Here is a 12,082-nt window from a genome sequence, read left to right as displayed (position 1 = left end):
CGGGGAATGATTCTGTATAATCTTTTTGATCAACCATTGATGATTTTCGGGGACTTCAGCGATTTAAAGAACTTACCGATTCACATGCGATTTCCTTTTCAGCCGGCCATTACCGCATGAGGAAATGGAACAGCCGCTCCATGAAGCGCCGCATCACCCATAAGTTGCTACACATGGAACGGGCCCGTTTATCCACAATAAAGACAAAAAGGAGTTTTTATTCATGCACACGATGTGGAAGGGTTCGATCAGTTTCGGCCTCGTCAATATCCCGGTCAAGCTCTTTGCGGCCACTGAAGATAAAGATATAAAATTCCGCAGTCTTCATAAAGAAGACCATGCGCCGATTAAATACGAAAAAATCTGCACCGGATGTGAAAAGAGTCTGGAGCCTGATGAAATCGTGAAAGGCTATGAGTATGTAAAAGGGAAATACGTCATTATGACAGACGAAGACTTGAAAGACGTAAAACAGGAACATGAAGAAAAAGCGGTTGAGATTGTTGACTTTGTCCAGCTGCAGGAAATCGATCCGATTTATTTTAACCGGTCATATTATGTCGGGCCGGGAGACAACGGTACAAAAGCCTATACACTTCTGCGGGAAGCGCTGAAGACGACGGGTAAAATCGGGATTGCCTCCATTACGATCCGCTCTAAACAGCAGCTTGCGATTCTTCGCGTGTATGACAACTGCATCGTGATGGAATCGATTCATTATCCGGATGAAGTCAGAAATGCCGGACATGTGCCGGGCGTTCCCGAGCAGACAGCCGTTAATGAAAAAGAGCTGCAGACGGCGATTACGTTAATTAATGAGCTGACAACCGAGTTTGACCCAGAACAATATGAAGACACATACCGGAAAGCCCTTCTCGCCAAAATTAACGATAAGCTCGAACATGAAGAAGCGGGCGTGACACCTGCTCCTGCCGGTCCGCGAGAAGACGTCATTGATCTTGTCAGCGCGCTTCAGGCAAGCATTGACCGGACGAAGCGGCCGAATCGCGAACAGGCTGCACCGGCACGGACAAAAGACACAGCGTCAGCAGGCGGCGGAGGCAAAAAGCAGAAGACGACCAGACAAAAAGCCGGAACGTCTTAATCATGGTGCTGACGATGCAGCCGATTTTGACCTCTGTACCGCCTGAAGGCAGCGAGTGGCGCTATGAGGTAAAGTATGACGGATTCCGCTGTCTTCTCCGCATAGACGAAAGCGGTGTTACATTAACCAGCAGAAACGGACAGACGCTGACGAATCAATTTCCGGAAATCACGGCTTTTGCGGCCCGGTGTTTTCAGCACATGAAAGACAGGTTCCCCATTACGCTTGACGGAGAGCTTGTCTATTTAATCAATCCGTACAGAGCGGACTTTGAGCATCTTCAAATCCGCGGACGTTTAAAACGGACGGAAGCAATTGAAAGCACCGCTGATAGACGGCCGTGCCGCTTTCTGGCATTTGATCTCCTCGTTCTGGAAGGCGCCGGCACCGTCTCATTACCGTATGTGAAACGGAAGCGCGCCCTTTCCAAGCTGCTTAAAGTAGCAAATCTTCCCGCCTGCCCTCATCACTTAGCGGAAGAAGCGATTCAATACATTCCGGAGCACACTGACTTTAATGCGCTTTGGGACAAGGTCGTCCGCCATGATGGAGAAGGTATCGTAGCCAAAAGGGCTTCCAGCGGCTGGTCGGAAAATAAACGGTCTCCCGACTGGCAGAAGTATAAACATATGAAAACGGCTCACGTGCTATTAACCGGATTCAATCCGAAGAACGGGTATGTGACGGCCTCTGTTTTAAAAGGCGGCACCGTCGTCCCGATCGCTTCCGTTTCCCACGGAATGCAGGCGGAAGAAAAAAACGCCGTCAGAACCATTATGGAGACCTACGGAAAAAAACAAAAAAGCGGCGAGTATACACTTGAGCCTTCTATCTGCATGACCGTGCAGTATTTAACCATATTGCAGGACACGCTGCGTGAAGTATCTTTTGTTTCTTTTCAGTTTGAAATGGATTGGAAGGAATGCACGTATCAGCAGCTTATCCTTCGCTCTAAAACGCTGCCGCCGAAGCTGCAGTTCACAAGCCTGGATAAGATCGTTTTTAAAAAACGTGAAAAAACGAAAGCAGATTTCCTTAGTTATATGGTGAAAATGAGCGATTTTCTTATGCCCTTTCTTAAAGATCGGGCCGTCACGGTGATCCGTTATCCGCACGGCGCGCCTGGCGAATCTTTTTTTCAAAAAAACAAACCGGACTACACGCCGGACTTTGTCTCAAGCGTGTTTGACGGGAGCCACGAGCACATCGTATGCAGCAGCATACCGTCACTTCTATGGCTGGCTAATCAGCTGGCGCTTGAATTTCACGTTCCGTTTCAGAAAGTGCATTCTGAAAGGCCCGCAGAAATCGTCATTGATCTTGATCCTCCGTCAAGGAATGATTTTCCTATGGCAGTGGAGGCTGCGCATGTGCTGAAACAGCTGTTTGACTCATTCAGCATGACGTCATTCCCGAAGCTCTCCGGAAATAAAGGCATTCAGCTCTACATCCCGCTTTCACCGGAAGCATTCACCTATGAAGAAACCCGTGCCTTCACAATGCTCATCGCCGATTATTGCGTCAGGACGCGCCCGGATCTTTTTACGACAGAGCGGTTTATCAAAAACCGAAACGGCAGGCTCTACCTAGATTATTTGCAGCATGCCGAAGGGAAAACCATTATCGCCCCCTATTCGACCCGGGGCAACGAATTGGGAACGGTTGCGGCTCCCCTTTATTGGAGCGAAGTCAACTCCTCTTTAACACCTGATGATTATACGATCGATACAGTAGTGAACCGCGTCAGGACAGAGGGAGATCCGTTTTATGATTTTTACCGGAATCCGCAGGACGGCCCGCTTTCAATCGTGCTTAAGCAAATCAAGAGAAAGAGCTGACGCTTTTTGTCAGCTCTTTTCAGTCTGATACGTGCACATCAATTTTTCTTTGGAAATAAATAAATAACAGGAGTAAGGAATGTTTTTGAGGGTGAGCTGTTTTGCAGTAAAGTATAAAATCGGAAGATGGGCCGCTTTCTTAAACAGCCTGTAGCAGCCGCTGGACGGTTTTATCACATCAAAACCGAGTCTCGCCGCTCCTTTATGAAGCATTGTAATGCCGACGACTCCCTTAATCTCGTCTTTCCGTTTATGCCGGTTAATATAATCCGCTAAATGAGGCATGGATTGATATACCTTCTGATATAGCATAATCCCCCTTCTGACCGCGCTTTCAATAGGCTGCAGCTCTTTCAGGAGTTTGACATTATGAAGATGAATCTTAACTAACACGTCGTTTTTTTTAATTCTGGTTCCGTCGCTCAGGATGACTTCTTTTCCTTTATATCTAGTCAAACGGACGCGGAATACATTCGATTGCCGTTTATCAATCAGCGTCAGCCGGGTAAAGAAGAAATAAAGCGGATCAAGTAAGTACCATATAGACAGCAGACAGCTTCTCACATGTTCACCTTCTTTATATTCAAAGCACCCTCATATTTTGGCATGAGGCATGACACATTATGATTGGTAAATAATGATGCAGCCCTGTATCAGCTTATGCAAAAACCGCTTCAGGCTCTACTGTCCGAAACAGAAAAAAACACTCTTCATGAAGAAGAGTGTCTGTATCCGCTTTCTTTTAACGGAAAAGCAAATGCTGGCTGTGAATTCCCGCTTTTTTCAGTAAGGCTATCAGCTGTTCCTGTTCCTCAGGCATAAGTCCTGAAAACGCTCTCGCAATTCTCAATGAATGAATCGGATAAATTTTATCCAAGTACTCGTTTCCTTTATCAGTTAAATGGGCGTAAACAGACCGTTTGTCCTTCGGGTCTTGTTCTCTGACCAAAAACCCGTTTCTTTCAAGCTTGTCGATGACATAGGTGACATTCCCGCTGACAAGCAAAAGACGCGACCCGATTTGCTGAAGCTTTTGCGGTCCTCTCGTATAGAGCAGCTCCAAAACGGCAAATTCAGTCGGATTAAAACCGTGTTCTTTACTGTCGCGGATACTGTGTTCAGACACACTCTTGAAAGCCCTTGCAAAAACTTTGTACAAATTCATCGAACGCATCACTTCTTCTTCGTTAAATGATAATCTCATCATATCTACCCCGTATTTAAGATTTTTATAAAAAAATAATGTAAACCCTTACAATTCATAAGAGTCGTTCTTTGTTTTATATTCTATTCGTGCCGTTTTTCAGAATTCCTTCTTTTTTATATAAAAAAATACCCTTATACATCATTTAATTTGTATAAGGGTTCCGTTCTTTATAGGGAATGTTCCGAAAAAAATACGCGTATTCCTTTCTCAGCTCCGTAATTGTCATGGAATTGAGTATTTCTTTCGTATAGACTCCGATCTGCAGAAGCTTTTTGGAATAATGGTTTCTCTCTTTATCCAATGCATTTTGAAGCAAACGACTCATGACGGCCTCCTTTGTTTTCCGTTATTCTATGATCAGAATAACGCTTTTATATCAAAGACGTATAAAGCCATTGTAAAACTTCTGTAGATTATGATGTTTTTCGGTAAAGTCCGTTCTGGACGGCTCTGAGCAGCGGAAAAGCGTGTTCCCCGGCAAGCTGCATGAACGCCTCCAGCATTTCATCGCGTTTCATATCTAATTCAATGATTTCTTTTGCCAGCGAAACCGCTTTTTCTTTCTCCATTCCTATCCTTCCTCCTCATTGTATCTGTACAATAAGCATAAAACGGGGGCACAGAACCATGCATTAACCTTGTCAATTTTTCTGCCGCTTTTTTTCTAAAATTTTCTATTCCGCGTCAGAAAACCTGACAAGCGTCAGGTTTTTTCTCTTTTTTTCTTATATAATATGAGTAAAAGACATCCAGGGGTGGAAAAATGACGACAGACGAACAATCTTACAAAGATAAAAAAGTAATCTCGATCGGCATTGTAAGCGAATTAACCGGATTGTCAGTCAGACAGATCAGATACTATGAAGAACGGAAATTAATCTACCCGCAGCGATCATCACGGGGAACGAGAAAGTATTCCTTCGCGGACGTTGAGCGGCTGATGGATATTGCCAACAAGCGGGAAGACGGCGTGCAGACGGCTGAGATTTTAAAAGACATGCGAAAAAAAGAACAGGCTCTCAAAAACGACCCGCAGCTCCGCAAAAAAATGCTGGAAGGACAGCTTAATGCTCATTTTAAGTATAAAAACCGCTGATCAAAAAAGTCCGCCTCCTGTGAGACGGACTTTTTTTATAAAGCATGAAGAAATGCAGTTGCAATGCCGAAATAAATTAATAAGGACAAAATATCGTTCAGCGTCGTAATCAGCGGTCCTGACGCAATCGCCGGGTCAATGTTCAGCTTATGAAGAATAATAGGGACGATCGTTCCGGCCATCGTACCGATAATCAACGTTGCAAGCAGCGATGAACCGACGACAAAACCGAGCGTTAAGTCTTTCTGCCAGACGGTTGCGACGATCGTAATCGCGATCGCACAGACGATGCCGATGTAGATACCGGTTCTTAATTCACGGAAAATCAGTTTAAAAATGGTTTTTTTATTCATTTCTTCTTTAGCCAGTCCTCTGATGACGACGGCGAGTGACTGTGTGCCTGTATTACCCGTCGTTCCCGCGATCATCGGCATGAAAAACGCGAGGGCGACTACTTTTTGCAATGTATCTTCAAAATAATTCAGAATGCTTCCGGAAATCAATCCGATAAACAAAAGCAGAATGAGCCACGGCAAACGTCGGTACGCCGCCACGTATGCTTTCGTATCAAATGTAATCGCCTTACCGGAGGCTGCGAATTTTTCGTAATCTTCATCGGCTTCTTTAATCACGACGTCAATAATATCATCGACAGTGACAATACCGACAAGCACATTATTTTCTTCCACGATGGGAATGGCTAAAAAGTCATACCGCTGGATCAGCCGGGCGACTTCTTCCTGGTCTTGGAGCACCCCGGCCGAGATGACACGCGTAAACATGAGATCCTGCACTTTATCGTCAGGCTCGCCGAGAATTAAATCTCTGTAAGAGAGCACTCCGACAAGCTGCTTGCTGTCATTAATCACGTACAAATAATTTATTGATTCTGCGATTTCTGCAAAGCTTTTCAGCTTCACGACCGCATCTTTTACTGTATAATGCTGCGGAATCCAGACGAAGCGGTTCGTCATCATCCGGCCCGCCGATTCTTGCGGATAGTTCATCAAAAGCTGTACGGCCTTTGATTCCTCGGCCTCCATGCTGGATAAAAGCTGTTCTTTCAGTTCTTCATCCATCTCTTCCAGCAATGCGGCGAGATCGTCGTTATCCATTTTATTCATTGCGAGAGTGGCTTTCGTTTTACCGACCTTATGCAAAACGGCAAGCTGAAATTCCCGCTCCAGCTCTCCGATCATGTCGGTGATGTCATCAACCGTCATATATGACAGATAGCGGGCCCGGTGCTTTTCCGGCATTTCTTTAAATAAAAATGCCATGTCATAGGGCTGAAGCTCATCTATCATGTTTCGGAATTCTTTTATTTTTCCGTCCCGCAATAAAATGATAATGCGTAATATGAGTTCGTCATAGGTCATGTTTTGGACCATCGGGACTCGTACCTCCTTTACGGAGACGCGCCGTCCGTCAAGGGAAGTGCGGCGGTTTGTCTCCTCATCATGTCGTCACTGGTTATCTGGCTGTATATGGGTACTTCTTCTGACATACTCGAATGGGGAGAATCCATACTCCGCACCTCCTTATCATGCTCAGTCGTGTACGTTTTGAGGCATAAAAAAAACCTTCCGATATGAAGGCGAAAACAAGCACGGCAAATAAACGTGCGGGGCCTCCAATCGTAGAGCTTTAGCACTGTATGGCATAGGACAGCCATCCAGCTGCGTTAAGAATCACCTTATGTCGATGATTCCTGTTGACCCATTGGCGTCTTTGGACATTTTTGGGCAGCAGCGTATCTCCATACAGGAGCCTCACCTAACGAAGTTCTTATTTGAATTGACACACTGAGATTACAGAAAAAAAAGGAATGTGTCAACCTTAAATTTGTGATTTCAGCACATGCCTATAAAATAAACGGAATAAAGGCATAAAACCCTTATTCCGGCAAATCGCTTTCATCCTCTTCTGAAAGGAAATGATAGGATTCATGCAGCAGGAGCGCGTATTCCCCTTCTTTCGTCGGGTGCGGTACATACTCAGCCTCGTTGATATACTGCTCTTCCCTTTTCTTCATATGACAGACCTCCTTTTCAATTTTAGATTGTCCAAAAGAAGCTCCGTTATCATAGGAAAGAAAAAATCACTTGCGGGGCGGGACATGCAGCTATATTTTTCGGATCGTGAAAAAGTTCCTAAGCAGCCACGGGCCCGGTTTGAAACCGAGCGTTAATTGCCACGCGCCGATCGCCTGCAGTCCGAACTCCCGAACGAGAACCATTTTTTCACTCATGCTCCGTACATCCTCAAACCACACTTCATGCGTTCTTCCATTTTCATCAGTATACCGGAAGTAAGGGGAACGCTCCTGCTGGGAATAACGGATCATTGATTGATGCTTCATCGCCGTTTCCATGGCGCGCTGATTGGAGATGGCGGATCCGATCGTTCCCGGACGGTACGGAATCACCCAATCATACCCGTACAGCGGAACACCGAGAATCACTTTTCTTCTCGGCACCCTGCTGATGGCAAAATTGATCGTTTGCCTGACCTCTGTCAAAGGCGCCACGGGTCCCGGCTCACTGCCGGCGTGGTGCCAGTCGTACGCCATAATGAACATATAATCGACGACGGCTCCGATTCCGCCGTAATCATATCCCCTCAGCCACGGCACTGCATCACTTGTTTTCGCCGGAACCGATATCGTTAACGCGAGCTGATGCTCTGAAAGCCGGGTTTTTAACTGCCGGAGAAATCCTGTGAAGAGATCCCTGTCTGCTTCTCTGACCCGTTCAAAATCGATATTTACACCGCCGTATCCCTTTCTTACGGTTAAGGAGACGATATTGTTGACGAGATTCGTTCTTGCCGGCGGATTTTGCAGCACTTGATGGGCTAATTCCGGACTGAATCCCCCTTCTGTCAGATTCGTAATGACGGCAAGCGGGCGAACTCTGTTCTGCCATGTGGTTTCTATTGCGGTTCTGTCGTTTAAATCATTCATGATATCTCCGTTCGGGCCGAAATGATATTCAAACAAAGAAATCGCCGATGAATAGGGCGCAAAATCATTAATGAGCTCTCTATCCGCTTCAGGCGTCCGAATGACATAAAATTGCAGGGTTCCCGCAAGATAGTTAGAGATATCAGGGACCTTCACTTTCATACCCGTCCGCAGCCGGTTCGGCGGAATATCCGGGTTTGCCTGCATCAGCTGCATCTGCGGCACATAAGCCTTACCTGCGATAACGGCATACGTATCATTCGGCTGAACCGTATATTCATTAAGGGGGATTAAAAGCGCCTGTCCCGGCACGATATTCGTTTCCTCAAGCCCGTTGACGCTTCTGATGCTGTCAACAGGATATCCGTACTTTCTGCTGATGGAAAATAACGAGTCGCCAGACTGCACTGTATGAACAAACATAGATGTCCTCCGTTTCCTTTTGATCAAAAGGGCTCTTCTTATCTTTATGAATGATCCTCCGGTCCGATTCCAAACTCTGTTCGGAGAAAGGCTGTTTACAAATCAGACATGATCAACTATGATGATGTCATCATAAAAAACTGTATAGGAAACGCACTAGGGGTGCTGTTATCGGCTGAGATAAAACATGCGGCAAGCGTGTTTTGATCCCTTATAACCCGATCTGGATAATACCAGCGTGGGGAAGTGCAGATTGACCGGAGCGCAGGGTTTTTCCCCATGCGTTTTCGTTCTGCTGCTGCATATTCCCTCGGATATGCAGTTTTTTATTTTTCATTAAAAAACGGGGGAGGACACCGCAATATGAAACTTACGATCAATCGTCTTTCGTAAAATCAACTCTTTCATACAAACAACTATCCGATAAGAAAGCAGGAGATCACAATGAAAAATTGGAAAATGAGAGAAATTGTCGTCATGTCCGTCATCAGTGTTGTATTTGCTGTCATTTATTTAGTATCAACTCATGCAAGCAATATAGCGGCAGGATTTTTCGGCCGGATGAGCTATGAACCGATTTACGGTATCTGGTTTATCGTCTCGGTGATTGCCGCGTACATTATTCAAAAACCGGGAGCGGCTCTCGTTTCTGAAATCATCGCCGCGTTTGTGGAGTGCTTACTCGGAAATCCGTCAGGACCGATGGTGATTCTGATCGGGATCGCACAGGGAATCGGTGCGGAAGCGGTCTTTTTAGCGACACGCTGGCGGGTGTATACCCTGCCCGTGCTTCTTTTATCCGGTATGGGGTCTTCTGTGACAAGCTTCATTTATGACTTGTTCGTTTCCGGATACTCTGTTTTGAATCCGGGTTTATTAGCCGTCATGCTTCTCATCCGGCTGGTCTCAGGTGCGCTTCTTGCCGGCCTTCTCGGCAAAGCAATCAGTGATGCGCTGGCTTACACAGGAGTGCTGAACGGCATGGCGCTCGGAAAACAATTCAAGAAGAAAAAGAAACAGGTGAACCAAGATGCAGGCATCTGAACCCCTTCTATCCGCCGGCTGTCTTACCTTTTCTTATGATCAGGATGAAAAGCCGATTTTTCAAAACGTGTCCTTTCAGCTCCGCAAAGGAGAGCGGGCTTTATTGCTCGGGCCGAGCGGATGCGGCAAAAGCTCGCTCGCTCTCTGTTTAAACGGTCTGTACCCGGAAGCATGCGATGGGGTTCAATCGGGAACCGTTTCTTTATACGGAACACCTCTTTCACATCTGACAGAACCCGCCGCCAGATCCATCGGCGTCGTGTTTCAAGATCCGGACCAGCAGTTTTGCATGCTGACGGTTGAAGATGAAATCGCCTTCGGCCTGGAAAATTTGCAATATACAAAAGAAGATATGGACGCAATCATCGATGACGTTTTAGAAAAATTAGAGATCACTCATCTGAAAACGCGAACGATCGCTTCGCTGTCAGGCGGTTCAAAACAAAAAGTGGCGCTTGCCTGTATCATTGCAATGGAACCGGAACTCATTATTTTGGACGAACCGACGGCACAGCTTGATCCATATTCCGCACGTGAATTAGTGCGGCTGATCAAAGATCTTCAAGCAAAAAAAGGCTTCGGCCTTCTCGTTATCGAACATCAGCTTGATCACTGGGCGCCGTGGATGGACAGGACGATTGTGCTTGACGAAACGGGTCAGAAGGTGATGGACGGAGAGACGGACGTTATCTTTGAAACCAAGATTGAAGAGCTGATGCAGCTCGGCATTCCGATTCCGCGTGTGATCTCATTGCAGGAGCACGTCAGCATTCCTTTTACATTGCGTAAAGAAAATCTGTTTCACGAACCTGTACCATCTCTGCCCGAACCCCGGCCCGCCGCGCTTTCGGCAGAAGACGCGCTGAGCGTTCACGGGCTGTCATTCTCAAGAGGAGCAGACGTCATTTTTCAGGATGTGAGCTTTTCCGTAAAAAAAGGTTCAATCACCGCGATTGCCGGCCCTAACGGAACAGGAAAATCCACGCTCCTTTCTGCCGCGGCCAAGCTCATCCGTCCGCTGGGCGGAGACATCAAAATAGACGGCAGACCGATTGATTCCTATTCTGAAAAAGAGCTGCGGCGACAGATGGGATATGTTTTCCAAAATCCTGAACACCAGTTTGTCACGGATTCCGTCATTCAAGAGCTGATGTTCGGTTTTGAAAGCAACAGAGCCGCAAAGGAGAAAGCTCTTCAGCTGTTAACCCGATTCGGCCTGAGACGCCATGCCTCACAGCATCCGTTTTCTTTAAGCCAAGGACAAAAACGCCGGCTCAGCGTCGCGACGATGCTTATGCACAATGTGAACGTTTTGATGCTTGATGAACCGACTTTCGGACAGGATGCCAAAACGGCGCGGGAGTGTATGCAAATGCTCCGTGAGATTCAAAAGGAAGGAACGGCTGTTTTGATGGTGACACACGATATGGAACTCGTCTCGGATTATGCCGACACGATCCTTGTGCTCTGCGGCACGAAACTGGTATTCCGGGGAACTCCCGACGCTTTGTTTTCTGATAACACCGGGATCGCCGAGCAGGCGCATTTGGCTTTGCCGCTGCGGTATGAATGGATGAAACACGACAGGAGGCGGAGAAATGAACTTGCGGCTGGAGGCTGTTAACCCGTCAATAAAGGCGGCGGCTGTATTGTTATGCGTCATTATGCTGTCGTTTATTTATAATCCGTACACCCCTGCTTTGTTTTATATCATCATTGCGGGAGGCGTCCTCTGGGCGGGGCGTGTGCCGCTGAAAAAATGGCTGCTGTTCACGATTCCGTTTGTCATTCTGGCCTTCGGTTCTTTATGGACAGCCGCCGTATTCGGAAACGTCCCGACAACCGGAAGCAATCTGCTGTTTAAGCTCGGGCCGATTGCCGTCAACAGTGATAATGCGGCGCTCGGGATTTCTATCGCGTTTCGTATTCTATGTTTTTCCGCTTTGTCGATGATGTTTCTTTTTACAACCGATCCGATTCTGTTCATGCTCAGTCTGATTCAGCAGTGTAAGCTGCCGCCCAAGCTTGCATACGGCGTTATCGCGGGATTCCGGTTTCTCCCTCTTCTGAAAGATGAAATCCTGATCATCCGGCAGGCGCACAGAATCAGGGGTGCGGCGTCTGATTCCGGGCTGAAAGGAAAGCTCTCCGCCTTCAGGCGCTTCACCATTCCGCTATTGGCAGGCGCAATCAGAAAGGCGGAACGCACGGCGATCGCGATGGAATCTAAAGGCTTTACGGGGAGCCGAAACCGCACGTTTTACAGAACTGTTACTGTGCGCCGCGCCGACTGGTGCTTTTTCCTGCTCGTGCTTCTGTTATTCGGGGCAAGCTGGCTCATTTCATTGTTGTTTGTATAAAAACAGGCCGCCGGAGTGATTCGGCAGCCTGTTTTGTTATGTAT

Annotated in this window: 13 protein-coding genes and 2 riboswitches; of the genes, 6 read left to right on the top strand and 7 right to left on the bottom strand. The window is 46.8% G+C overall.

The genetic code is table 11. The features are described from left to right. Positions 1-223 precede the first annotated feature (223 nt). Both ku and G9F48_RS02320 read left to right on the top strand, forming a co-directional pair. Entirely contained in the window at positions 224-1,105 is an 882-nt protein-coding gene (gene ku / locus G9F48_RS02325) for a non-homologous end joining protein Ku (protein WP_160216828.1), read from the top strand. A 2-nt stretch (positions 1,106-1,107) separates the two neighbouring features. Further along, positions 1,108-2,943: a DNA ligase D gene (locus G9F48_RS02320; protein ID WP_165408968.1), complete on the top strand. Its 1,836-nt coding sequence runs from the start codon at positions 1,108-1,110 to the stop codon at positions 2,941-2,943. Positions 2,944-2,952: 9 nt separating this feature from the next. On the opposite strand, the gene G9F48_RS02315 is transcribed toward G9F48_RS02320, so the two are convergent. The 4 genes from G9F48_RS02315 to G9F48_RS02300 form a co-directional block, all read right to left on the bottom strand. Then, complete coding sequence (locus tag G9F48_RS02315) at positions 2,953-3,507, bottom strand: YkoP family protein (RefSeq protein ID WP_077722120.1); 555 nt, start codon at positions 3,505-3,507, stop codon at positions 2,953-2,955. Positions 3,508-3,685: 178 nt separating this feature from the next. After that, the gene (locus G9F48_RS02310; protein ID WP_007610911.1) at positions 3,686-4,150 is read right to left on the bottom strand and encodes a MarR family winged helix-turn-helix transcriptional regulator; all 465 of its coding nucleotides are present in this window, start codon (positions 4,148-4,150) and stop codon (positions 3,686-3,688) included. A gap of 142 nt (positions 4,151-4,292) precedes the next feature. After that, entirely contained in the window at positions 4,293-4,475 is a 183-nt protein-coding gene (locus tag G9F48_RS02305; protein ID WP_003154731.1) for a Fur-regulated basic protein FbpA, read from the bottom strand. Between the two features lie 88 nt (positions 4,476-4,563). After that, a complete protein-coding gene (locus tag G9F48_RS02300; RefSeq protein ID WP_003154733.1) occupies positions 4,564-4,719 on the bottom strand; it encodes a hypothetical protein in 156 nt (51 codons plus the stop codon). A 194-nt stretch (positions 4,720-4,913) separates the two neighbouring features. Between G9F48_RS02300 and tnrA the strand changes: the two genes are divergently transcribed. Beyond that, positions 4,914-5,246 carry a MerR family transcriptional regulator TnrA gene (gene tnrA / locus G9F48_RS02295; RefSeq protein ID WP_003154734.1) on the top strand — a complete coding sequence of 111 codons (333 nt, stop codon included), beginning with the start codon at positions 4,914-4,916 and terminating at the stop codon, positions 5,244-5,246. Between the two features lie 35 nt (positions 5,247-5,281). On the opposite strand, the gene mgtE is transcribed toward tnrA, so the two are convergent. From mgtE to G9F48_RS02275, 3 genes are all read right to left on the bottom strand, one after another. Continuing rightward, positions 5,282-6,637, bottom strand: a complete 1,356-nt coding sequence (gene mgtE / locus G9F48_RS02290; RefSeq protein ID WP_014304888.1) for a magnesium transporter — start codon at positions 6,635-6,637, stop codon at positions 5,282-5,284. A gap of 234 nt (positions 6,638-6,871) precedes the next feature. Beyond that, a riboswitch (M-box (ykoK) riboswitch) is annotated at positions 6,872-7,037 on the bottom strand. Between the two features lie 106 nt (positions 7,038-7,143). Beyond that, on the bottom strand, positions 7,144-7,281 hold the full coding sequence (locus G9F48_RS02280) for a transcriptional regulator SplA domain-containing protein (protein WP_165408967.1): 138 nt from the start codon (positions 7,279-7,281) through the stop codon (positions 7,144-7,146). A gap of 90 nt (positions 7,282-7,371) precedes the next feature. Next, positions 7,372-8,634 carry a glycosyl hydrolase family 18 protein gene (locus G9F48_RS02275; RefSeq protein WP_165408966.1) on the bottom strand — a complete coding sequence of 421 codons (1,263 nt, stop codon included), beginning with the start codon at positions 8,632-8,634 and terminating at the stop codon, positions 7,372-7,374. 148 nt (positions 8,635-8,782) lie between these two features. Beyond that, positions 8,783-8,896, top strand: a riboswitch (TPP riboswitch). A gap of 182 nt (positions 8,897-9,078) precedes the next feature. Here G9F48_RS02275 and G9F48_RS02270 point away from each other — a divergent pair. From G9F48_RS02270 to G9F48_RS02260, 3 genes are read left to right on the top strand one after another with little or no spacing between them, the layout of a single operon-like run. Then, a complete protein-coding gene (locus G9F48_RS02270; protein ID WP_003154744.1) occupies positions 9,079-9,678 on the top strand; it encodes an ECF transporter S component in 600 nt (199 codons plus the stop codon). After that, on the top strand, positions 9,665-11,302 hold the full coding sequence (locus tag G9F48_RS02265; protein ID WP_165408965.1) for an ABC transporter ATP-binding protein: 1,638 nt from the start codon (positions 9,665-9,667) through the stop codon (positions 11,300-11,302). Before G9F48_RS02270 ends, G9F48_RS02265 begins: the two co-directional genes overlap by 14 nt. After that, complete coding sequence (locus G9F48_RS02260) at positions 11,277-12,038, top strand: energy-coupling factor transporter transmembrane component T family protein (RefSeq protein WP_165408964.1); 762 nt, start codon at positions 11,277-11,279, stop codon at positions 12,036-12,038. Before G9F48_RS02265 ends, G9F48_RS02260 begins: the two co-directional genes overlap by 26 nt. Positions 12,039-12,082 lie beyond the last annotated feature (44 nt).

Origin of the sequence: Bacillus sp. EKM420B (assembly GCF_011065565.1) — a bacterium.
GTDB lineage: Bacteria > Bacillota > Bacilli > Bacillales > Bacillaceae > Bacillus > Bacillus velezensis.
This window is presented reverse-complemented; position numbering and strand designations above follow the sequence as displayed.

Coding starts and splice junctions, on each gene's coding strand:
- ku (WP_160216828.1), top strand. CDS start 224: ATGCACACGATGTGGAAGGGTTCGATCAGTTTCGGCCTCGTCAATATC.
- G9F48_RS02320 (WP_165408968.1), top strand. CDS start 1,108: ATGGTGCTGACGATGCAGCCGATTTTGACCTCTGTACCGCCTGAAGGC.
- G9F48_RS02310 (WP_007610911.1), bottom strand. CDS start 4,150: ATGATGAGATTATCATTTAACGAAGAAGAAGTGATGCGTTCGATGAAT.
- G9F48_RS02305 (WP_003154731.1), bottom strand. CDS start 4,475: ATGAGTCGTTTGCTTCAAAATGCATTGGATAAAGAGAGAAACCATTAT.
- G9F48_RS02300 (WP_003154733.1), bottom strand. CDS start 4,719: ATGGAGAAAGAAAAAGCGGTTTCGCTGGCAAAAGAAATCATTGAATTA.
- tnrA (WP_003154734.1), top strand. CDS start 4,914: ATGACGACAGACGAACAATCTTACAAAGATAAAAAAGTAATCTCGATC.
- mgtE (WP_014304888.1), bottom strand. CDS start 6,637: ATGGTCCAAAACATGACCTATGACGAACTCATATTACGCATTATCATT.
- G9F48_RS02280 (WP_165408967.1), bottom strand. CDS start 7,281: ATGAAGAAAAGGGAAGAGCAGTATATCAACGAGGCTGAGTATGTACCG.
- G9F48_RS02275 (WP_165408966.1), bottom strand. CDS start 8,634: ATGTTTGTTCATACAGTGCAGTCTGGCGACTCGTTATTTTCCATCAGC.
- G9F48_RS02270 (WP_003154744.1), top strand. CDS start 9,079: ATGAAAAATTGGAAAATGAGAGAAATTGTCGTCATGTCCGTCATCAGT.
- G9F48_RS02265 (WP_165408965.1), top strand. CDS start 9,665: ATGCAGGCATCTGAACCCCTTCTATCCGCCGGCTGTCTTACCTTTTCT.
- G9F48_RS02260 (WP_165408964.1), top strand. CDS start 11,277: ATGAACTTGCGGCTGGAGGCTGTTAACCCGTCAATAAAGGCGGCGGCT.